The organism is Chlorobiota bacterium (genome assembly GCA_016710285.1).
GTDB lineage: Bacteria > Bacteroidota > Ignavibacteria > OLB7 > OLB7 > OLB7.
The window spans coordinates 759,367-780,819 of record JADJXR010000001.1 but is presented as its reverse complement, the minus strand read 5'-3'; the positions used below and the strand labels follow the sequence as shown (position 1 = coordinate 780,819).

18 protein-coding genes are annotated in these 21,453 nt (G+C 57.6%); 13 read left to right on the top strand and 5 right to left on the bottom strand.

Translation table 11 applies throughout. The features are described 5' to 3' along the window. The first annotated feature begins 123 nt into the window (after positions 1-123). The 3 genes from IPM61_02825 to IPM61_02815 all read left to right on the top strand — a co-directional run bounded on the left by IPM61_02825 (position 124) and on the right by IPM61_02815 (position 3,724). On the top strand, positions 124-1,170 hold the full coding sequence (locus IPM61_02825; GenBank protein MBK8910239.1) for a PorV/PorQ family protein: 1,047 nt from the start codon (positions 124-126) through the stop codon (positions 1,168-1,170). Between the two features lie 252 nt (positions 1,171-1,422). Then, entirely contained in the window at positions 1,423-2,838 is a 1,416-nt protein-coding gene (locus IPM61_02820) for a GWxTD domain-containing protein (GenBank protein ID MBK8910238.1), read from the top strand. 28 nt (positions 2,839-2,866) lie between these two features. Continuing rightward, positions 2,867-3,724 (top strand): lysophospholipid acyltransferase family protein, encoded by an 858-nt coding sequence (locus IPM61_02815; GenBank protein ID MBK8910237.1) that lies wholly within the window; start codon positions 2,867-2,869, stop codon positions 3,722-3,724. Between the two features lie 40 nt (positions 3,725-3,764). Here the strand turns inward: IPM61_02815 and IPM61_02810 are convergent, their stop codons facing one another. From IPM61_02810 to hrpB, 4 genes are all read right to left on the bottom strand, one after another. Beyond that, a complete protein-coding gene (locus IPM61_02810; GenBank protein ID MBK8910236.1) occupies positions 3,765-5,249 on the bottom strand; it encodes a PQQ-dependent sugar dehydrogenase in 1,485 nt (494 codons plus the stop codon). Positions 5,250-5,303: 54 nt separating this feature from the next. Then, positions 5,304-6,752 (bottom strand): PQQ-dependent sugar dehydrogenase, encoded by a 1,449-nt coding sequence (locus IPM61_02805; GenBank protein ID MBK8910235.1) that lies wholly within the window; start codon positions 6,750-6,752, stop codon positions 5,304-5,306. Between the two features lie 110 nt (positions 6,753-6,862). Next, positions 6,863-7,651 (bottom strand): enoyl-CoA hydratase/isomerase family protein, encoded by a 789-nt coding sequence (locus tag IPM61_02800; GenBank protein ID MBK8910234.1) that lies wholly within the window; start codon positions 7,649-7,651, stop codon positions 6,863-6,865. 367 nt (positions 7,652-8,018) lie between these two features. After that, entirely contained in the window at positions 8,019-10,496 is a 2,478-nt protein-coding gene (hrpB, locus tag IPM61_02795) for an ATP-dependent helicase HrpB (GenBank protein MBK8910233.1), read from the bottom strand. A gap of 170 nt (positions 10,497-10,666) precedes the next feature. Between hrpB and IPM61_02790 the strand changes: the two genes are divergently transcribed. The 3 genes from IPM61_02790 to IPM61_02780 all read left to right on the top strand — a co-directional run bounded on the left by IPM61_02790 (position 10,667) and on the right by IPM61_02780 (position 13,818). Next, on the top strand, positions 10,667-11,245 hold the full coding sequence (locus IPM61_02790) for a TIGR00730 family Rossman fold protein (GenBank protein MBK8910232.1): 579 nt from the start codon (positions 10,667-10,669) through the stop codon (positions 11,243-11,245). Between the two features lie 48 nt (positions 11,246-11,293). Beyond that, a complete protein-coding gene (nth, locus tag IPM61_02785; protein MBK8910231.1) occupies positions 11,294-11,941 on the top strand; it encodes an endonuclease III in 648 nt (215 codons plus the stop codon). Between the two features lie 188 nt (positions 11,942-12,129). Then, complete coding sequence (locus IPM61_02780; protein ID MBK8910230.1) at positions 12,130-13,818, top strand: hypothetical protein; 1,689 nt, start codon at positions 12,130-12,132, stop codon at positions 13,816-13,818. A 158-nt stretch (positions 13,819-13,976) separates the two neighbouring features. Here the strand turns inward: IPM61_02780 and IPM61_02775 are convergent, their stop codons facing one another. Further along, the gene (locus IPM61_02775) at positions 13,977-14,465 is read right to left on the bottom strand and encodes a GNAT family N-acetyltransferase (protein ID MBK8910229.1); all 489 of its coding nucleotides are present in this window, start codon (positions 14,463-14,465) and stop codon (positions 13,977-13,979) included. 240 nt (positions 14,466-14,705) lie between these two features. Between IPM61_02775 and IPM61_02770 the strand changes: the two genes are divergently transcribed. The 7 genes from IPM61_02770 to IPM61_02740 all read left to right on the top strand — a co-directional run bounded on the left by IPM61_02770 (position 14,706) and on the right by IPM61_02740 (position 21,252). Continuing rightward, positions 14,706-15,128, top strand: a complete 423-nt coding sequence (locus IPM61_02770) for a CoA-binding protein (GenBank protein MBK8910228.1) — start codon at positions 14,706-14,708, stop codon at positions 15,126-15,128. A gap of 224 nt (positions 15,129-15,352) precedes the next feature. Continuing rightward, on the top strand, positions 15,353-16,975 hold the full coding sequence (locus IPM61_02765; GenBank protein MBK8910227.1) for a hypothetical protein: 1,623 nt from the start codon (positions 15,353-15,355) through the stop codon (positions 16,973-16,975). Between the two features lie 128 nt (positions 16,976-17,103). After that, positions 17,104-17,523: a hypothetical protein gene (locus IPM61_02760; protein ID MBK8910226.1), complete on the top strand. Its 420-nt coding sequence runs from the start codon at positions 17,104-17,106 to the stop codon at positions 17,521-17,523. A 176-nt stretch (positions 17,524-17,699) separates the two neighbouring features. Then, positions 17,700-18,398 carry a 2-C-methyl-D-erythritol 4-phosphate cytidylyltransferase gene (gene ispD / locus IPM61_02755; GenBank protein ID MBK8910225.1) on the top strand — a complete coding sequence of 233 codons (699 nt, stop codon included), beginning with the start codon at positions 17,700-17,702 and terminating at the stop codon, positions 18,396-18,398. A gap of 75 nt (positions 18,399-18,473) precedes the next feature. Next, on the top strand, positions 18,474-19,370 hold the full coding sequence (locus IPM61_02750) for a DUF58 domain-containing protein (GenBank protein ID MBK8910224.1): 897 nt from the start codon (positions 18,474-18,476) through the stop codon (positions 19,368-19,370). 97 nt (positions 19,371-19,467) lie between these two features. After that, positions 19,468-19,965 (top strand): peptidylprolyl isomerase, encoded by a 498-nt coding sequence (locus IPM61_02745; protein MBK8910223.1) that lies wholly within the window; start codon positions 19,468-19,470, stop codon positions 19,963-19,965. Between the two features lie 51 nt (positions 19,966-20,016). Beyond that, positions 20,017-21,252 (top strand): class I SAM-dependent RNA methyltransferase, encoded by a 1,236-nt coding sequence (locus IPM61_02740; protein ID MBK8910222.1) that lies wholly within the window; start codon positions 20,017-20,019, stop codon positions 21,250-21,252. Positions 21,253-21,453: the final 201 nt, after the last annotated feature.

Sequence of the window (21,453 nt, the reverse complement as noted above, 5' to 3'; positions counted from 1 at the left end):
GTTGGGGAAGGAACCACCTTCCCCAACCTTCCTGCCAGATGTTGCGATGTGGCATCAATCAACACCTGCTTGCAGGCTGCATTGCCGCAGCAGCAAGCATTCAACCAGAGGAATTTATCAACTATGAAACAGGCATACAGATTCTGCATCCTTGCGGCACTTGCTGGCGGCGTATTTGCCAGCACTGCCGTTGCACAGGATAACACCGGTCTGACACCCGCACCAGAGTTCTCAAAAATCGGTGCCGGAACGGGGGTGATGCTCACCCTGCCGGTTGGCGCACGTGCCATCGGAATGGGCGGGGGCTTCACCGGTGTCTCCGATGATCCTTCGGCACTCTACTGGAATCCCGCAGGCATCACCCTTTCGCAGGGGGCCAGCGCCACCTACAGCTTCGGTTCGCTGTTCGCCGGGACCACCCACAACTTTGCTGGCGTGACGTTTCCGCTGGGAACCAACTACAAAGGGGGCATCAGCGCCAACGCCTACAGCAGTGGCGACATCGAGGAAACCACGCTGTTCCAACAAGAAGGAACTGGCGGGCGTTACAGTGCCACGGACCTTGCGCTTGGCCTTAGCTTCGCCGGCCAACTTACCGACCAGTTCTCCTTTGGCGTCACCGGGAAGCTGGTGAACTTGGGGATCGCGAACGTCTCGGCTTCGGGCCTTGCCATGGATGTTGGCACCATGTACAAGCCGGGCCTGTTAGGGCTTCGCTTGGGCTTCAGTGTGCAAAACCTTTCGGCTCCGTTCAAATACACTGGCTCGCAGCTAACCTCGCGTGGGCAAGTGGACCCAACTACCGGAAACCAAAATCCAGACATTCAGCTTGAGGCTCTTGAAGCGTCGCTTCCGCTGACCTTCCGTGCCGGCATCTCCTCCGATATTCTTGAGGGAGATGAGATGAACTCGCTGTTGGCCGCGTTGGAGTTTAACACCAGCTCATCCGCCTCGGAGCACGTCTCCATCGGTGCCGAGTATGTGTGGAATAACTTCCTTGCTGCGCGGATTGGAATGCTGCTTGGCTCCCCCGATGTGTACAACGTCAGCGGCGGAGTTGGGCTGAAGTATGAGTCGGGCTCGTTCCTGGGTCAGATTGATTACGGGGTCCGCCCCCACAGCACGTTGGGGCTGATTAATACCATCACCGCTTCGGTGCGGTTCCAGTAAAAGTCCGCTGCCGAACCAGCTGTTCGGCGCGAACACCATCAACGGGCCTCGTCAAAGGTGCGTGATGCCCCACACGGCACTCGCACACGCTTTGGCAAGGCCCGTTTTCTGTTCGCCCCATATCCTTTCTACAATCCTGTCGGGGACTTCTGCAGGTTTCATACTTTTGGCGATCACGCCGGGCAATCACGCCAGGGGATCACAACAGGAAATCACGACGGGAAATAGTGCCGGGAAATAACGATGGAAACCATGAATCGAATCCTTTTGCTTGCAATCGCCACGCTGGTCTGCGTATCGGCCGCCGCCGCTGCCGACACCCCCGGCCCAATGAACTACCTGTACACCTACAGCAACTTTGCCTACAACGATTCGCTGACGCTGGTGGAGTTCACCAGCCAATTTAGCGAGCGCGGATTGCTGGGGAAGCCAAACGAAACAGGGCGGTTATACCAACGCTTAAGGCTGCGCAACTTCCAGGGCGTTGTGGTGGCAAGCACCGACTGGATCAGCGAACTGACAATCTCCAACACCGGGCGGGTGCTGATGGGAATCCAACGGCTGGCAATCAAGCCCGGGGTCTATTCCGCACAGATCCTCTACCGCGACATGGCTTCCGGCGGTGCTGCCGACTCGCAAAGTTTCACCATGAAGGTGCGGGCGTTCAATGGGACCGCCCTGCAAGCCAGCGATATCCAAATCACCACCGAGCTTGAACCAAGTGAGGCCACCGATAACCCTTTCTATAAAAACGGACTCTTGATCCGCCCGAATATCTCCACAGTGATTGCTGCCCCCTTCCTTGTGGTCAACAGCTACGTGGAGTTGTACCGGGCCGACCGCGTCCCCACCAGCGAGTTCTTCATCCGCTACAGCATTGCCGACACGGCAGGGCGGAAGGTGAAGCAGGAGGAGGTGAAACGCCAGCGCGCCAGCTCCGGCGCGATTGTGGAGCTTCATACCATGGTGGTGGATGAGCTCCCCAGCGGCGAATATTACTTGATGGTGACGGCCTTCAATGGCTACATCAGCTCCGCCACCGATAGCTCGCAAGTGGTGATCCCCATCACCATCCGCAACCCCGATAAAGATTTTGCAATGGCCCAGCAGCAAGGAAGCGTCCTGCTGCAAGCCGATTTGCTGGATCCAATTTTTGCTGGATTGAAAGAGAGTGAGTTGGAGACGGAATTCAAGAAAGTGCGGCCAATCGCCACCGAGCCAGAGGCCAGAATCTGGGGCGAACTGCAAGGTGCCGAAGCAAAGGGAAGATTCCTGACGCAGTTCTGGCTGAAGCGGGACCAGACAATCGGCACGCCCGCCAACGAGTTCCAGGATGAATACTTCGAGCGGTTACGTGCGGCCACGGCCTACGCGTACTCAATGGCCCCCAACGGATGGGATAGCGACCGCGGGCGCGTGCTGCTGAAATATGGCAAGCCCGATAACATCGAACGCCATTTGAATGAGTTCAACCTGAAGCCGTACCAAATCTGGATTTACCAAAACCTCAACTATCAGTTTGTGTTTGTGGATCGCAGCCAAACCGAGGCCTTCAACCTTGTGCACTCCACCGCGCCCGGCGAGCCGCGCAACGATGACTGGCTGAAAGATTATGCCGAGATGCACCACGGCAACCCCAACAGCGGCACGCTGCGGGACAACCGGTAAAACGCCGATAAAAGGATAGGCTGGCAGGATGAAGTTGTTGTGGCGATTTCTGTTCGGCGGCATTGGGCGCGTTGTGCCGTTTGGGGCAGTGCGCCACCTTGCCCGCCCGCTTGCTTGGTGCTTCTACCATGCCGGCCTGCGCCGCGAAGCCACCTTGACGAACCTGCGGCTTGCGTTCCCGCAACTCACCGAGGCCAATCGGCAACGGCTTGCACGGCGTTCCTTCCACAGCACTCTTACCACACTGCTGGAGCTGCTGCCCCTGCGCCACCTTCCCGAATCCAAGCTGCGTCGCATCCTGAAAGTGGAGAACCTTGAATTGCTAACGCCGGACGGGGCAAGCAACGGCGCGCTGCTGCTGTCGGCACACCTCGGGAATTGGGAGCTGCTGGCGTTTGGGACAGCCGCAATGGCTGGCACGCCGTTCAACATCATTGTAAAACAGCAGAACGATGCGGGGGAGACCAACCGAACCCGAACCGCGCGGGGCAACCGAGTGATCCCCTACGAACGCGGGGCATTGGAAGCGGCACGCTTGCTAAACAATGGCGGCGTGGTTGCGCTGCTTGCCGACCAATCGGCCACCCCGAACGACCATCCAACCACCATGTTTGGCATCCCCACGTGGACCTTCTCAACCCCGGCACGCCTTGCGCTTCGGTTCCGCCCCAAAGTCATCATCGGGTTTGCCGTTCGCCAGCCGGATGGCAGCTATCTGGCGCGGCTACGGGAACTTCACCACAGCGATCTGCCCAACACTCCAGAGGGCGCAATCCAGCTTACCCAACGCTATGTTGACCTTCTTGAAGAAGCAATCCGGCAGCATCCCGAGCAATGGATGTGGCAGCATCGAAAATGGAAACACACCCCGGGAGTTGTGTATTAATCCGGGCGTTTGCGTTCGGGCCGGGGATACTCAATGGGAGTTACTCAATAATGAGGGTGCGTGTTTGCGGCTGCTTGCCACCGCTCAGCCGGCAGAAGTAGGTTCCTGGTGGAATTGTGCTGGCATCGAAGGCGATTTCGTGGTACCCGGCGGAGCGTGCACCGCTGAAAAGCTGCAACACCTCACGCCCGATGGGGTCGAACAGTGAGATGGTAACGGAAGCGTCGTGGCTCAGCAGGAAAGGGATGATAACGCGCCCGGTTGCCGGGTTGGGCTTGGGCGAATGGAGTAGGAAATTTCCTTGATCTGTGGAATTACCGGGAGCATCGCTGGGCAGCTGGCGGATCCGGTATATACGCCCGTTGTAGGATAGCATCAGCAATTCATTGTTTTCATCAAGCCCAAACGCGGTAAGGGAGAGCGTTTTTTGGAAGAGAAGAGAAGTAACCGGCGCAGAATCTTCAGCATAATCCAACGCCCAGACGCGGCCGCTGGTGTAATCGCCAAAAATATACTTGCCAACTAACTCAGGCAGTTGGCTGCCACGATAAACATAGCCGCCGATAACTGTGCGCCCTTCGTCGCGTGGATATTCCCAAATCGGCTGCGCAAGCCCTGCCGTATCGCAGTTCGGAGAAAAGCTGGCGCAGTGCTTCCCCTCCATAATATTCCAGCCATAATTCTTCCCTTTTTCCACAATGTTGATTTCCTCCCACGTGTACAGCCCAACATCCCCAAGCCATAATCGGTTGGTTTGCGGATCGAAACTGAACCTCCACGGATTACGAAAACCGCACGCCCAGATTTCTTCCGCATACCCTTGCTTATTGCCGATCAATGGATTGTCGGGGGGGATAGAATAATTCTTTCCGTTTGCGGCGTTGTTTACGTCAATACGAAGAACTTTCCCAAGGAGCAGGGATAAATTTTGAGCGCGATTTTCCGGGTCTCCGGTTTTACCTCCATCTCCCAAAGAAATGTAGAGATAGCCATCCGGCCCGAACCCTATTTTCCCCGCTTTATTATTGTTGTATGGCTGGTCAACCTGCAAAATAATTTCCTCGCTTGCGGTGTCGGCCACGTTGGGATTGGTGCTGCTTACGGAGTACCGGGCAATCACGCTACGCAGTGGATTTTTTGCGGTGTAGCTTAAATAAAAATATCCGTTGTTTTTGTAGTTGGGGTGGAACGCAATGCCAAGCAAGCCAAGCTCGCTCCCCACAATGATTTTTTTTCTGATATCAATAAACGTGTCGGCAGATGTTGCGGTGGGGGTGTTGGCAAACACCCGAACAATCCCTTGTTGTTCCAGAACAAATAATCGGTTGCTTCCGTCACGTGCGCTGGTTATTTCCACCGGAGCTTGAAATGTCAGGCTGTCGGAAAGTGCTTGTATTGGTTCGTACCGCTGCGCGAAAGCAGTGGAAGCGCAGAAAAAAATAAGGAGGGAGGAGAAGGAGTGAATAAGCAGGATTTTCATCACGTCGGAGCAGTGTGCGTGCAATGGCAGTATGCGGTGCGGCACGGTGATGTTTCCTGTGGTGCCACACCGCTATAAGTACCAACAAACCATCAATTGTCACTGCGGGAGGAGTAACAAGTTTTCAGTTTCGATGCGTGTTCCATCGCTCAGCCGGCAGAAGTAGGTCCCTGGTGGAATTGTGCTGGCATCGAAGGCGATTTCGTGGTATCCGGCGGAGCGTGCACCGCTGAAAAGCTGCAACACCTCACGCCCGATGGGGTCGAACAGTGAGATGGTAACGGAAGCGTCGTGGCCCAGCAGGAAAGGGATGATAACGCGCCCGGTTGCCGGGTTGGGCTTGGGTGAATGGAGCAGAAAATTCCCTTGATCTGTGGAATTATCGGGAGCATCGCTGGGCAGCTGGCGGATTCGGTAAATCTTGCCTTCGTTATAGGTTAAAAAATAGAGTTCATTGTTTTCATCAATTCCAAACGAGGAAAGTGTGTACTGCTTTGTTTGGAATAACAAAGAATTAATTGGCGCAGATTCTCCATCATACTCCAAAGCCCAAATTCGCCCGGTCACATAATCACCATAAAGGTATTTCCCAACTAATGCTGGGGATTCTGTGCCACGGTAAACGTAGCCGCCAGTAATGGAACTCCCCTGGCTATGTGGATATTCCCAGATCGGTTGGGTTAATCCTGTAGTGTCGCAATTTGCTGAAGAAAAACAATGCTTCGCTTCCATGATTTTCCAACCATAATTCCTTCCTTTTTCCAGAATATCTATTTCTTCGTATTGATTCTGTCCAACATCGGCAGCCCATAGCCAACCTGTCTCGGGGTCAAAGCAGAATTTCCAGACGTTCCGCAATCCCCATGCCCATATTTCTTCTGGATTTCCATTCTGATTTCCAACAAGAGGGTTGTCGGAAGGAATAGCATAATTTTTCCCGTTCGCGGTGTTGTTCACGTCAATGCGGAGCATTTTCCCAAGAAGGGAGTCAAGATTTTGCGCCCGATTTCTGGGGTCGCCGCCGCTCCCTCCGTCGCCTAGGGAAATATAGAGATAGCCGTCGGGGCCAAATGCCAATTTGCCGGCATTGTGGTTTTCATATGGCTGATAAACCTGCAGCAAAATCTGCTCCGTTGCGGCATCGCTGCGGTTGGGGTTTGCGGGGTTCGCCGTGTAGCGGGCAATCACCGTTCTCAGGTCTGAATTCACCGTGCCGGTGGTGTAATTCACATAAAAATATCCATTGTCTTTGTAGTTGGGGTGGAAGGCAATGCCAAGCAATCCAAGCTCACTTTTCGAAGAATTGACCCTGCTTTTGATATTCAGGAACGTATCAGCTTTTGCCACCTCGTTATCGTTGGGGAACACCCGAACAATTCCAGATTTTTCGATGACGAACAGCCTGTTGGAACCATCGCCGGCATTGAGCATTTCAACAGGGTTTTGGAAGGTGAGCGCGGGGAACGCCACGGCGGGCCCATATTGCTGCCCGTTGGCGCAGGCGGTGCAGAGAATGGCAATCAGGGCGCAAAGAATAGCATGTTGCATGGTTGCTGAAGTTGAATTGACGGATTCCGTTTTTGAGCTATCCCGTAACCCCCAAGCCTGGTGGTAGTTGCAGCTTGGGGGATGCGGTTCCAATGCTTTGCTCTGGCGGCTTAGTGCCCCATGAATTTCGCTGGCCGTTTCTCCAGAAACGCTCCGGTTCCTTCTTTGAAATCTCCGGTGTCGCAGCATTCGCCAAACAGTTTGGCTTCCAGGGCAAGGCCTTCGTCAATTGTTAGATCGGTTGCGCGGCGTGTGGCTTCCAATGTGGATTGCACCGCTTGCGGCCCTTTCGACAGGATTTTCAGCATCATCTCTTCCGCCTTTGGCATCAGCTCGTCGGCAGCGTAAACGTGGTTGACCAGCCCAATTTTTTCGGCGGTTGCGGCATCAATCATGTCCCCCGTTAGGTTGTACTCGATTGCCCGCGCCGGGCCGATTAACCGCGCCAGCCGTTGCGTTCCGCCAAATCCCGGGATGATCCCTAAGTTCACTTCTGGCTGCCCAAACTTTGCTTTTTCGCTTGCCAGCCGGATGTGGCAGGCCATTGCAAGTTCGCACCCACCCCCCAGCGCAAACCCGTTCACCGCAGCAATCACCGGGCGGTCCATCCGCTCGATGATGTTGAAGACTTTTTGGCCACGGATGCTGTACTCCTGCCCGGTGTAGCCATCCAGTTGGTTCAGCTCGGCGATGTCGGCCCCGGCGGCAAACGCCTTCGCGCCGGACCCGGTGATGATAATGCCCCGCATCGGCTCGTCGCGGGTAAGCTCGGCAAGCGCGTTGTGCAACTCCTGCAGCAGCTTGATGTTCAAGGCGTTCAGTTTATCGGGGCGGTTCAGCGTGATTACGGCATAGCCCTGGGGCTTCCGCTCAATCAACAAGGTTTCGTAGTTCTGCATGGTATGGTTGTCGGTCACGTGTTCGTTGAATGCATTGTCCGGCATTCGATGTTGGGCCGCAAGATAGCAAAGCAGACGGGTCCGGTTGGCGTGGTGCCCGGGGGGAGGAATAGGTTCTGCGATTGATCCCTTCCTCTCTCAATCTCACCCGCCACTGCGGCCAGCCCCTCCTCCAGAATTGGGGGAGGCGGGGAGGGGGCTTGCTGCGCTGGCGGGTTGGTAGGCAGCCCGATGAATCGGGATTGATAACAGGTCTTTAGCCTGCGGAGTGATAAAGGCAGATGACGCCGAAGGCTAAAGGCAGATGATGCCGAAGGCTAAAGACCTTCGGCTACCGCTTCCACCCTCTGGCGCAATGCTGCACTTCCTATTCCCCTTTCCGCTTTGCTCTTCTTGTTGGCTCGGCTTCCATTGGGTTTTCGGGCCAGTGGTGTTTGGGGTAGCGTCCGCGCAGGTCGCGGCGAACGTCGAAGTAGCTGCTGTGCCAAAAACCGGCAAGGTCCCGAGTGACTTGGACGGGGCGATTGGCCGGCGAAAGCAGATGCACCGTTAGCGGAACCCGCCCCCGGACAATGCGCGGCGTTTCGGCGCAGCCGAACATCTCCTGCAATCGCACCGCCAAAACCGGGTCCGCTGGGTTGGAGTAGTCAATCGGAATCCGCGATCCGCTTGGGACGGATAGATGCGTTGGCGCGTCCAGCTCCAATTGCCGCTGGATTTCCCACGGGATCATCCCCAGCAGCACCTTCTCCATATCCAATTTCCCTACCTCACTCAGCCGCTTGAACCCGTGCAGATGCGGGGCTAACCATTCCCCAACCGTGGCTTGCAGCGTGGCATCGGAACAATCGGGGAGCGCAGGATCGAATTGCCGAAGGAACGCCAGCCGCTGCTGCAACTGGCGCGACTGGCGGGACCACGGCAGCGGGCGCAGTTCTTCGGCAGCAATCGCGCCGGCCAGTGCCAACGCAAGATGTTGGGGTGATGGATTGGCAAGCGGTTGCTCGCGAAGCGTGATCCCCCCAAGCCGGGTTCGCCGCATGGCCCTGACCGATTCGGTCCCCGCGTCCCATTCCACCACTTCTTCCTCCTGAATCTGCTCGCCAAACTGATCTTCGATGTCGGCCAACAGCAACGGGGCTGCAAGGAATATCCGGCTTTCGCTTCGCCGCCCGTCCAGCTCGGTGGCAACAAGAAAATCGGCGCGGGCAAGGGGATCGTTCGGGTCCAGCCGCGCCGCGTTGCCGTTGCGGAGCAGAAACCGCCCTTCGGTTCCGGCACGCCGCGCCCCGATTCGGTCGGGGAAAGCGATGCTGAGAAGGGGCCCGCAGGCATCCACCTCCACCGCTTCCTGATCGCTGATTCCCAAGCTCCGCCGCAACGTCCGGGCTGCGGTGCGGATGGTGCCGATCGTGCCACGCTCGCCGCCGTTCGCCCCCCGTTGCACCGCTTCCAGCCGCAATCGTACGTCGGCACTGCGGTTCCCCTGCATCACGTCCCGTTCCGAGAGCAGCGCGGCCAGCAAACAGGCGGTTCCGCCCCATCCCCGCTCCTTCGCTTTCAGCACCATCTGGGCCAATCGTGGGTGCAGCGGCAGTCGCGCCATGCTTTTGCCGTGTGGCGTTATCTCGCCGTTCGGGGCAATCGCGCCAAGCTGGGCCAGCAACCCGCGCGATTGGGCGAATGCCGCCGCAGGAGGGGAATCCAGCCACTGAAGTTCTTCGGGGTGGCGCACGCCCCATTCGGCAAGCTCCAACGCCAGCGGAAGAAGGTCGGCCTCCAAAATTTCTGGCGTTGTGTGGGGAAGAAGCGTGGCATCGTCGGCAAGGGTCCAAAGGCGGAAGCAATGCCCGGGGCCAAGCCGTCCGGCACGCCCACGCCGTTGGTCCGCAGCGGCGCGGGTCACGGTGATGGTTTCCAGCCGGGACATCCCGTTGCGTGGTGAGAATCGCGGCACACGCATCAGCCCGCTGTCAACAACGGCGCGGACCCCTTCAATCGTCAAGCTGGTTTCGGCGATGGAGGTGGAAAGCACCACTTTCCGCTGGCCGTGTGGGGAGGGTTGGATTGCGCGGTCCTGCTGGTCCTGCGGAAGGCTGCCATGCAGCGGGGCAATGGCAATGTTTCCAGGAAGATTGCTTCCCCGCAGAACTTCTTCAACCCGCTGGATTTCGGCCACGCCGGGAAGGAAGACAAGAAGATCGCCCTGGCACTGGCGCAACGCCCGCGAAACGCCAGCGGCCACGGTTCGCTCCAGCCGTTCCTCCGTTCGCTTCTCCAGATAGATTGTCTCCACCGGGAAGCTGCGCCCGTGGCTGGTGATGATTGGGGCGTTGCCCAGCAACTGCGATACCGGCTGGCCATCAAGCGTGGCGGACATGACAAGAAGGCGCAGATCGGCGCGAAGCAGGCTTTGCGACTGCAACGCCAGCACCAGCCCCAGATCGGCATGGATGCTTCGCTCGTGGAACTCATCAAAAATCACCACGCCGAACTGCTCCAACGCCGGGTCCGATTGCAGCATCCGCGCCAGCACCCCTTCGGTAAGGACCTCAATGCGGGTTGTTGGGCCAATGGCGGTGTCCATTCGGGTGCGGTAGCCAACGGTTTGGCCAACCTGCTGGCCAAGCAGCCCGGCCATGCGGCGCGCGGCGGCGCGTGCGGCAATCCGGCGCGGTTCCAGCATGGCAATTTTTTTATCCCGAAGCCATTCTTGGCCAAGCAGCGCAAGTGGCACACAGGTGGTTTTCCCCGCGCCGGGCGGGGCCTGAAGCACAACATTGGGATGCTGGCTTAGTGCCACGCAGAGTTCGGGAAGAACCGGTTCGATTGGAAGGGAGGGAATCGGCATAGGTTGTTCACATGGGCCAGCAAATAGCACAAAGATCGGCAGGGAGAACGTGACAGTTTCTGGCTAGATGGTAGATTCGCGCCCGGCGTGGCGGTGGGCAACAGGGATCAAAGCCTTCCCGCCAGGCCGTGACGTTGCCCGCAAACCTTCAATCAATTCTGCCCATGCGCCTTTGTGTTTTTTGTGGTTCCAGCCACGGCCACCACCCTCGATATGCCGACGCAGCGCGAACCTTGGGCCAGCAGCTTGCTGGGCGGGGGATTGGCGTGGTGTATGGCGGCGGAAACGTTGGGTTGATGGGGGTTCTGGCCGATGCGGCGTTGGCCGGCGGAGGGGAAGTTGTGGGGGTGATTCCGCACGCGCTGTTCGCAAAAGAACTGGGCCACACGGCCATTACCGATTTGCGGATTGTCCAAACCATGCACCAGCGGAAGTCACTGATGGCCGAGCTTTCCGATGGGTTCATTGCCTTGCCTGGCGGTTTCGGGACGTTGGATGAGCTGTGCGAAATCTTGACGTGGGCGCAGATTGGAATCCACCACAAGCCTTGCGCACTGCTGAACGTTGATGGATATTTCGACGGATTCCTGCAATTCCTTGACTCCGCCGTTGCCGAAGGATTCCTGCGTGGTGAGCATCGCGCCTTGCTGATTGTTGCCCAGGAAATTGGGGATATGCTGGAGCAGATGTCCACCTACCGCTCCCCCATCCATGACCAATGGCTGACTTCCGACCAAACGTAAAAACGCGCCACCGCGTGCCGTTGTGGCGCGCCCAACTACCCACATGCTATGCCTGCCGAATCGCTTCAGAAAAAACGGGAACGTGCCGCCACAATCGTCCAAATCCTTGAGGCTGCGTACCCGGGTTCCGAGATTGCGTTGCAGTTCCAGACGCCGTTCCAGCTGTTAATCGCCACCATTCTTTCGGCGCAATGCACCGATGCGCGGGTGAACATGGTTACGCCCGGGTTGTTCCGGCAATTCCCCACGCCGCAAGCATTCCTGGACGCGCCGATTGAAGCGATTGAGCAAGCCATTTTCAGCACAGGGTTTTACCGCAACAAAGCCCGCTCCATCCGCAACGCTTGCGGCGTGTTGATCGAGCAGTTCGGCGGGGAGGTCCCCGGGACGATGGAGGAATTGCTGCGGCTTCCCGGGGTTGGGCGCAAAACGGCGAACGTGCTGTTGGGCCACTGCTTCAACACCCCTGGCGTGGTGGTGGATACCCACGTCAAACGGATTGGCAACCTGCTGCGGCTGGCGGATTCGGAGGACCCAGAAATCATTGAACGGCAGTTGATGCAGGTCCTTGCTGCCGAGCAATGGGTGCGGTTCAGCCACCTGATTGCCGAGCATGGGCGCGCCGTCTGCGTTGCGCGCCGCCCGAAGTGCGGGGTCTGCCCGGTGGCGGAGTTCTGCCCGTCGTGCGGGGTGTGAAAAAAAAGGGAAGGGAAGGTGATGGATTGGAAGAAAGGGGTGGTTTTCAGCACGTGATGGAGTTCTTTCCGCAGAAAAAATTTCACCATTCCTCAATCTTGGCATCATCGGCCACAAATCTTGGCATCGGGCAAGTACTTTGAATGGCGTAGGGGCAACTCCGCAATTCAAACTGAATGGTGAGCAACATGAACCGCTTGGTACTTTCCCTTTCGATCTGGACACTTCTTGCCGCAACGGCAGCGTTTGGCCAGGAACTTTCAACGATTGACCAACAGAAGCCGTTCACCCTGGGCGGTTCGGTGAACGCGCAGCTGACCGCCAGCACCATCAGCGGCGCGCCACGCCGCCAGGACCCCGTTAGCTGGACCCTGGGCGGATCGCTGACACCGGCATTGTACGGGGTTCAGCTCCCCTTCTCGTTCATCTTTTCCAGCCAGAGCAAAAGCTACACCCAGCCGTTCAACCAGTTCGGAATCTCACCCAGCTACAAATCCCTGCGGACGCATCTTGGCTACCGCTCGATGAGTTTTTCGCGGTACACCATGTCGGGGACAACATTTTTTGGGGCGGGGATGGAGTTCAATGCCGGTCCGGTCCGGAGCGCGGCAATGGTGGGGCGGTTCAAGGAGGCGATTGAGGAGGATACGCTTGCGACGGGGACGATCCCCAGCTACCAGCGGAACGGCTACGCGTTCAAGTTGGGGTTTGGCGGGGAGCGCACCTTCTTTGAAGCCAGCTACCTTCACGCCGCCGACGACACCAACTCCTTGCGGAAGGCCCCGGTGAAAGGGGATGCCGCGGCGGAGAACTCGGCACTTGGCGCAACGATGCGGTTTGGCATCACCAACAGCATTGCGATTGAAGCCGAAGGGGGCGCAAGCCTGTACACCAGCAACCTGCGCGCCGCCACGGTGCAGATAGATTCGGCCAGCAGCATCCCAGATTTTTTAGCCAGCATCTACCAGCCGCGGGTTTCCACTTCTTTCAAGATGGCGGGGCGGATAGGGGCTTCCTGGACCGGGGATAACTACGGCGTGCGGGTTGGATACGAGTATGTTGAGCCAGATTACGCAACGCTTGGAGCCTACAGCTTCACCACCGACATTTCCAACTGGACCATTGCTCCAAGCCTTACGTTGCTGAACAGCTCGTTGCGGCTTAGCGGCTCGATCGGTTTGCAAAGCGATAACGTGTTGGGGAACAAGCTGGCGCAAACCGAGCGGGTGATCGGGTCCTTCAACGCCGGGTTCAACGAGAAGGATTGGGGGGTTGATGCCAGCTACAGCAACTACTCCACCAACCAGAAAGCGGGCCGCGCACCCATCAGCGACAGCATCCGCGCGCGGAACATCATGCAAAGCGCGGCGCTGACCCCGCGGGTGACAATGCAGAGCGAAGAGCTAAGCCAGACGATCGCGCTTTCGACAGCGTACCAGGAATACAGCGACCAGAACGCCTTCACCAGCGCCTTAACCGATAACCGCTCAATCACCGCCGCTGCCAGCTACAGCGTGGCGTTCCTGAAAAGCAAAACCAATGTGGGGGGATCGCTGGTGTATGCCAACACCGAAGCCGGGCTTGCCTCCACCAACACCATCAGTGCCTCGGCCAACGGCGCAATGACCCTGCTAGAGGACGACAAACTGAGCCTGAACGGGACGCTGAGTTACTCCATCTCATCGGTGGCCGGCGTTGAGGGGGCAAGCAGCACCATCGGCCTGAACATCGGCAGCACCTACCAACTGACGAAGGAGGACAACCTCACCATGAGCGTCAACGTGACGAACAACGGGAACACGATGCCCGGCTCCGTTGGATTTACGGAGTTCAGCACAACGCTGAGCTACAGCCGCTCGTTCAACATTTTCAACTGAGCCGAACGGGAAAGAAAAAAATCGGCAGGGAGCCGCTGAAGGTTTTTTGCCGCACAACAAAGCACTGCGCACAAGGTTGATAAGGCCCTTCCTTGTGCGCGGTGCTTTTTTTTAGAAGGGAGCTTGCCCGCCCGATAGGTAGCGGCACGCACAACGGATCATGTTGTGGGAAAAGGAGATACCGGTTTTTGATAAATCCCTAACGGCTCTCCCTCATGTTGGATCCTTTCAATCAACGTCCAACCATTCCGCAGCAGCAACGATTCGGCTGTTGCTGTGCCGCAGTACAGGTGGGTGAATCCTAATCGTCCTGCTTCCTCTTCCAGCCGTTGCAGCAACCGCGCACCAATCCCTTCTCCTCGCTTCGATGCTTTCACCAATCCTGCGGCGGCCCAGGGGGAGAGGTGGCGGTGGGAAGAGATGGATTCGGCTTTCAGCGCAGCTACGCCGCAAGGTTCCCCGTGGTGGAACGCCACAATGCCAACGGGCAGCCGCCCTATTCCGGAAAAGGCGATAAGATCGGCCTCGGCATTTCCCGGCCCTTCCTTGCCGTAATACTCTGGCCATTCCGATTCAAACCATTGGCGTAGTTCCGGCAGGACCTCAGGATGATTGGCAAGGGGGGCAAGATGGATTGAAGTAAGCATAATCTGATTTCTGCAAGGCTGTTGTTGGGTATTTCAGTGGTTGCAAGCGTGCCATCAAAGTACAAAATCAGCAACGGCTTCGGACCGGAGTTTGGCGGATCGCATTCCTTTCGGTTCGGCGTTGCATCGCTATGGCTTCCAACGTTTTGTTGCATCAATTCAGCAAAGTTGCGCAAGGGTGGGGGAGTATATTCGGAGGGTTCAGAAGGTGTGATTTCCTACAGGCATTCTTCTTCGGCAATGCGGACACCCAAAGAGATTTTGGAACAATCGCGAGTGATTGCTGTGGTTGGTCTTAGCGACCAAGCATGGCGCGACAGCTATCGGATTGCCGCCTACATGAAGTTGCAAGGCTACACCATCTACCCGGTAAATCCCACCATCGAATCCGCGCTTGGCATCCCCAGCTACCCCGACGTTCAAAGCATTCCTGAGCAAGTGGATATTGTCAACGTCTTCCGCAATCCCCGCTACCTGATGCGCGTGGTGGACGACGCAATAGCCGCCGGCGCAAGCTCCATCTGGTTTCAACTGGGGGTGGTCAACCCCGAAGCCGAACGCCGCGCCGAAGAAGCCGGCATAGAAGTGATAAGCGACCGCTGCATCGCCGTTGACTACCGAATGTACGGCCTGCAAGACAGGAACAAGAAGGGAAACCACTAAGATTGGGAATCGTTCCCCCCGCCCCGCCCCCAAGCCTTGAATAACAATCAGCGCTGGCAGGAAACAGGAAGTCTCCATCTGCTTCTTTCACCACAAAAGTTTCTTCCCGCGTTGTAGCCACCGCTCCCGACCAGCAATCTGCGCCATTCTTCCACCATCGCTGAAACATCTTCCCCTTCCTGAAGGTCTTTGTTGCTGCGCCCGTCACGTGTATCCAATCTTGCATGAAGCCTTCCGATGACCTTTTCCAACTGATTAAATCGCTGACCAAAGGGGAGAAGCGGCACTTCCGGCTGACCGCTTCGCTGCAAAAAGGGGAGAAAAACTACCTGCGGTTGTTCGATGCTATCGAGCAGATGGAGGAATATGATGAGCACGCCTTGAAGGAGCAGTTCCAAACCGAGCGGTTTGTGCGGCAGTTCAATGTGGCGAAGGGATATCTGTACAATCTCATCCTAAAAAGCCTGCGCGTTTGCTACGCCAGCTACAACGCCAATGCCGAAGCAAAGGATCTGCTGAAATCCATCGCCATTCTGTTTGAAAAAGGGCTAACATCCCAATCCGCAAAATTGGTGCAGAAGGTCCTTCTGCTGGCACGCGAACATGGCTTGCAGCTGGTGCTGATCGAGGCACTTTACTGGGAAGGGAAGGTTGACGATGGGATGCTCCGCACCAGGGAGGGGGTCACGAAAAATTTTGCCGAGCTGTACGACGCGATTGACCAGCAGCGCGCCGCGTTGATGGCCGAAGAGGCGTTGTTCCGTATCCGGCTTGCGCTTCCCGATGACGCGCCCCGAACCCAAGCCCAACAGGCCGAAGCAGGCCATTGGATGGAACAGATTGCCGAAGCCAGCAAGGCGGCTCCGAACTCCCTAACCGTCCAACATTGGAGCCTGTTGGGCGATTTCCTTTACTCCATCGGCCAACAAGATTTGATGGCGGCGCACCGGGCGATTTCCCAATTAGTGGAGACCTTCGAGCGGAACCCCGCGTGGTGCCGCGAACGGGCGGGGTCCTACATCATGGTGCTTCATAACCTTGCCGCCAGCCAGCGGATGTTGCACGATGCCGAGGGACTGGAGCTAACCATCGAAAAAATGCGGAACGCCACCGAGGTGATCTGCGCCGAAACGCGGCCAGTGGGGGTGCATCTTCGGACCTACCTTTTCCTTACCACCTGCCTGCACCGGCTCCGGTTGCTGAACCGGATGGGGGAGTTCCACCAAGCAACACTGCTTGCCCCCCAGATCAATCGGGGGATTGGGGATTACGGCGATCATTTGTCGGATGAGCTAATCCACGCCTGCCACTTGGCGTTAGCCGAGGCCTACTTTGGGGCAGGCCAGTACCGCCAGGCCCTGGAGTACAATAACCGCGTGCTGATGTCGCCACCGCCGGAGCTTCGCCGGCTTGCGTGGGAGAACGCACGGCTGTTCAACCTGATGATCCACTATGAGTTAGGAAATGTTGAGTTGATTGAGCATCTGCTGCGGTCGGCGTATCGTTATTTCACTGCCCAGCCAAACCAAACCCAGTTCCACCGCATTGCCCTTTCCTGCTTCCGCCGATTGCTGCGGATGCGGGACGGGCAGGAGCTTCAAGCGATTTTTGTGCAAACCCAGAAGGAGCTTGCCATGCTGCGGCTGGACCCCTACGAATCTGCGATGCAGGAGGTCACCCGCTTTGGCCTTTGGTTGGCAGCAAAAACCACGGGGAGTGATCTTGTGGAGCTTGTGCGGCAGGAGTATGAAACCGCGAAGGCTTACTACCAACAACTGCTGCGGCAACATCAGGAAAACAAAGGGGGCGTGCCAGCCCAACAGGTGGAGTATCCTGCCGTTGCGTAAACGGTGCGTGGCGGCAAGCAACGCGGAAACACGCTTCCCGCAATTCCCCCCTTGCATTGCAACTTCACATGGCCTACCTTTGTGGCCAACACGCTGAACTGTTTATGGATTGCTCATCGAATAACCGTATGCGAACAGCCTCCAAAACCTTGATGTTCTTGATGGTCGGGATTGTGATGCCGGGCATGGTGCTGGCGTGGAGTGCCGGAATCTTCAGCTACGTCCGTGCCACGGCGCAAAGTGAGCAAGTGGTGGTGGAATGGCGCACCGGAACCGAGTCCGGCATCTACAGCTTCGACATCGAACGGAAAAGCGAAGAAACCAGCCAGTACCGCAAAATCGCCCGCGTGGACGCTCGCGGCGGCAGCAATAATTACGTGTATAACGACCGCACCGCCTTCCTGAAACCCGATGCCGCCAAGTCGCTGAGCTACCGCGTTAAAGCCGTTGGCGTTGGGACCGAATCCTACTCCTCCACCGTCACCATCTCCCAAGAAGTCTCCAGCGTCCGCCGCTCGTGGGGGATGATTAAAGAGCTGTTCCGATAACTCCGCCAGCCAATCGGACCCCGTGCTCCGGTTGGCTGCAACGATTGAGTAGCCTTGATTCAGGCAATCTTGATTAAGCAAGCAATGGGGCTTGCCACGCAGCTCAAGTGTATGGTTGGCTGAGCATCGGTAGCCTTCTTGTTTTTCCCCACCATCATTCTTATCACACGCATCTCTTGCCGTCCCTCTCCCTTTCGTTCGCTGTGATTTTGCCAGCCGCTGGCAGCGGTTCCCGCGTTGGGGGGGAAACCCCGAAGCAATATCTGCCGCTTCTGGGGAAGCCGGTGTTGTGGCATAGCATCCGTGCGTTCAGCCGGTTGGAGGGGTGTGTTGAGGTTGTTGTGGCGGTCAATCCGGCGTGGCAAGCGGTGGCGGAAGAATGCGGGGCTGGGATTGCAAACCTGACGTACGTTGCCGGCGGGGATCAGCGCCAGGACTCCATCGCCAACGCCTTGCAAGGGCTGCGGACAGTGCCCGATCTTATCCTTGTTCACGACGCTGCGCGCCCGTGCGTTTCGCCCGGGCTGATCCAGCGGGTGGCCGCCGCTGCCGCTGCGCACGGGGCCGCAATTCCGGTGCTCCCCATCCCCGAAACAGTGAAACGGGTGGACAGCTGCGGGGCAATCGTGGCCACCATTCCTCGCGGCGAACTCCGCACCGCCCAAACCCCGCAAGGGTTCCGCCGCCAGCTTCTCCTTTCGGCGTATTCCCACGCCAAGCAGCAGGGCATTGTTGGAACCGATGATTCCTTGCTGGTGGAGATGCTTGGCCACCAGGTCCAGACCGTTGATGGCGAGCTAACGAACCTGAAAATCACCTACGCCCAGGATGTCAAGAAGGCCGAGGGGATTCTTGCGGAAGGGGCTTTCGGGTGATTGCAACAATGGAGTGCGGCAAGACGCACGTTCTCGATATTTTGGCGCGTCAACCTATCCAAGCATCTATCCATCATGCCGGACCTTCGCTCATTCCTTCGCCCTGATGTCCTTTCCCGAATCGAATCCCTGGAGTTGCGGGCGCGATTGGTGGTTGAGGGCTTCATCACCGGGTTGCACCGCAGCCCCTATCATGGGTTCTCGGTGGAGTTTGCCGAGCATCGCCAGTATATGCCCGGCGATGAAATCCGCGCGATTGATTGGAAAGTCTATGGCCGCACCGACCGCTACTACATCAAGCAGTATGAGGAAGAAACGAACCTGAAAGGCTACGTGGTTGTGGATGCTTCGGCCTCGATGGGGTATGCCTCGGAAGGAAATCCCACAAAGTTCAGCTACGCCACCTCCCTTGCCGCCGCGCTTGCGCTGCTGATGATTCGCCAACGCGATGCTGCGGGGGTGGGGGTGTACGATACGGAGCTTCGGAACTACCTTCCGGCAAGCTCACGCGGGAGCTACTTGCAGGAAATTTTACGCACCCTTGCCAACGCCCGCACCGCCGGCGGAACCGGGACCGCACGGTCGCTTCACCTGATGGCCGAGCGGATACGGCGGCGTGGGTTGGTGATTGTCATCAGCGATTTTTTTGACGAACCGGCCCAGGTGATCTCCGCACTGAAACACTTCCGCCACAAGCGGAACGAAGTTGTGGCGATGCAACTGCTGGACCCGCTGGAACGGACCTTCAACTTTGGGAACGATGCTACCTTCCGCGACATGGAAACGGGGGAGGAGATGGTGACCCAGCCGTACCAAATCCGCGCTGCCTACGCCCAGGCCATGACCGACTTCACCGAGCATCTGAAACGTGAGTGCCGCGAGCATGGCATTGACTACGTGCTGATGGACACCGCCACCCCGTTCGACAAAGCGTTGGCCGAATACCTGAACAAGCGGAAAACTATGGGATAACCATGGGAGGAATGGCCGGCAATCGCCACCCCGCTTTGATACATTCCACGCGGGACATTTTTCCGATGTTTGGGTTCCCAATTTTAACTGAACAACCATGCCAGACACACCAAACACCAACCGCACTGCGGTTATCGAGACCACAATGGGAACCATCCGCTTCGAATTGCTGGAGCAGGATGCCCCAAAAACCACCGAAAATTTTGCAACCCTTGCCGGGCGTGGCTACTACGACGGCGTGATCTTCCACCGCGTTATCTCCGGATTTATGATTCAGGGAGGGGACCCCACCGGAACCGGGCGGGGTGGAGAATCGGCATGGGGCGGGCGGTTTGATGATGAGATTGATCGCAACTCCGAGGTCTATCGGATCGGCTATCGCAAAGGAACGGTGGCGATGGCCAACGCCGGGCCGAACACCAACGGGTCGCAGTTTTTCATCATGCACGTTGACTATCCGTTGCCCCCCAACTATGCGATTTTTGGCCGCGTTACCGAGGGGCTGGATGTGGTGGACGCAATCGCCACCACCCAAACCGATTACAACGACCGCCCCGCCACGCCAGTGGTGATGAACAAGGTCACGATTGAGTAATCGTTGATTGAGCAATATCTGACTGAGCAACCCCTAATCGAGCAATCCCGATTGAGCACGCCGGACCAAGCAACTCCAATCCTGATTACCGCACCCAAACGGCTGACCTCCTTCCTGGCGAAGGAGGTCGCCGCATTGGGCTATCCGGTGGTGGCCGAGCACGTGACCGGCGTGCTTACCGAAGGGGACCTTACCGACGCGATGCGGCTGAACCTGTGGATCCGCACGGGCCACCGGGTGCTCTATCTTCTGAAATCCTTCGCCGCCCCGAACGCCGATGAGATGTACCGCCAGGCCCTGGAAATCCCCTGGGAGGAATGGATTGATGTTGATGGCTACGTGAGCGTGGTCTCGTCGGTCAGCAATCCCACAATCCGCGACTCGCGGTTTGCGAACGTGCGGCTGAAAGATGCCTTCTGCGACCGGCTTCACCACGTCTGGGGTCGCCGCCCCGATTCCGGACCCGACACCAGCCAAGCCGTGGTGTTCCTCCATTGGCAGGATGATGCCTGCTCGGTCTATCTGGATACCAGCGGCCAGCCCTTGATTCGGCGCGGCTACCGCCGGATTCCGTGGCGCGCGCCAATGCAGGAATCGCTGGCGGCGGCGGTGGCAATGGCAACCGGATGGAGCGGCGAAGGGAATTTCATCAACCCGATGTGCGGCAGCGGAACCCTGGCAATCGAGGCCGCTTTGATCGCGCTTGGCAAAGCCCCCGGATTGCTCCGGAGCAACTTCGCGTTCATGCACCTGTGCTGCACCGACCAAGAGGCCGAGGCCTGGAAAACGATGCGTGCCCAAGCCAAGCAAGCGGCGCGGAAGACGTTCCCCGGCAAGATCATCGCCACCGACATTGCCCCCCAGGCGATTGAGGCCGCCCAGAAAAACGCCGCCACCGCCGGGGTGGACCACCTAATTGAGTTCCGGGTCTGCGATTTCCGCCAAACGCCGGTGGCGGAAGGGGGTGGGGTGGTGGTGATGAACCCAGAGTATGGCGAACGATTGGGGGATGAGCGCCAGCTTCAGGGGGTGTATCAGGGGATCGGCGATTTCTTCAAACAACAGTGCGCGGGCTATCGCGGATACGTCTTCACCGGCAACCTTGATCTTGCAAAGCGTGTTGGCCTTCGCCCCAGCCGCCGCATCCCAATGTTCAACACCACCATTGACTGCCGATTGCTGGAGTACGAACTGTACGAGGGAAGCAAAAAAAGAAAATGGAGCCAGGCCGAAGAAGGGGAGCCGACGGAGGAACCAACGGAAGAACCAACAGGGGAACCAACGTAAGCCGCCACGCCTGTGGCCATTGCAGCGGGGGGAAAGGGGGGATAAACAGCCGGTTTGCCACCAATAGTTCACGTTCATCACAAACCAAAAAAGTCCGTTTCACCCTGGCCCTTGCTTGCCTGTAGTTTTGCACATGTTCGATGTGGGAATTGATTCTTGTGGGAAGGGAAATCGAACAGAAGCAACACGATTAACAACACA

Bases quoted from the DNA above. Each gene is read 5' to 3' on its own strand.
- IPM61_02825 (MBK8910239.1), top strand. From the start codon at position 124: ATGAAACAGGCATACAGATTCTGCATCCTTGCGGCACTTGCTGGCGGC.
- IPM61_02820 (MBK8910238.1), top strand. From the start codon at position 1,423: ATGAATCGAATCCTTTTGCTTGCAATCGCCACGCTGGTCTGCGTATCG.
- IPM61_02815 (MBK8910237.1), top strand. From the start codon at position 2,867: ATGAAGTTGTTGTGGCGATTTCTGTTCGGCGGCATTGGGCGCGTTGTG.
- IPM61_02805 (MBK8910235.1), bottom strand. From the start codon at position 6,752: ATGCAACATGCTATTCTTTGCGCCCTGATTGCCATTCTCTGCACCGCC.
- IPM61_02800 (MBK8910234.1), bottom strand. From the start codon at position 7,651: ATGCAGAACTACGAAACCTTGTTGATTGAGCGGAAGCCCCAGGGCTAT.
- IPM61_02790 (MBK8910232.1), top strand. From the start codon at position 10,667: ATGCGCCTTTGTGTTTTTTGTGGTTCCAGCCACGGCCACCACCCTCGA.
- nth (MBK8910231.1), top strand. From the start codon at position 11,294: ATGCCTGCCGAATCGCTTCAGAAAAAACGGGAACGTGCCGCCACAATC.
- IPM61_02780 (MBK8910230.1), top strand. From the start codon at position 12,130: ATGAACCGCTTGGTACTTTCCCTTTCGATCTGGACACTTCTTGCCGCA.
- IPM61_02775 (MBK8910229.1), bottom strand. From the start codon at position 14,465: ATGCTTACTTCAATCCATCTTGCCCCCCTTGCCAATCATCCTGAGGTC.
- IPM61_02770 (MBK8910228.1), top strand. From the start codon at position 14,706: ATGCGGACACCCAAAGAGATTTTGGAACAATCGCGAGTGATTGCTGTG.
- IPM61_02765 (MBK8910227.1), top strand. From the start codon at position 15,353: ATGAAGCCTTCCGATGACCTTTTCCAACTGATTAAATCGCTGACCAAA.
- IPM61_02760 (MBK8910226.1), top strand. From the start codon at position 17,104: ATGCGAACAGCCTCCAAAACCTTGATGTTCTTGATGGTCGGGATTGTG.
- IPM61_02750 (MBK8910224.1), top strand. From the start codon at position 18,474: ATGCCGGACCTTCGCTCATTCCTTCGCCCTGATGTCCTTTCCCGAATC.
- IPM61_02745 (MBK8910223.1), top strand. From the start codon at position 19,468: ATGCCAGACACACCAAACACCAACCGCACTGCGGTTATCGAGACCACA.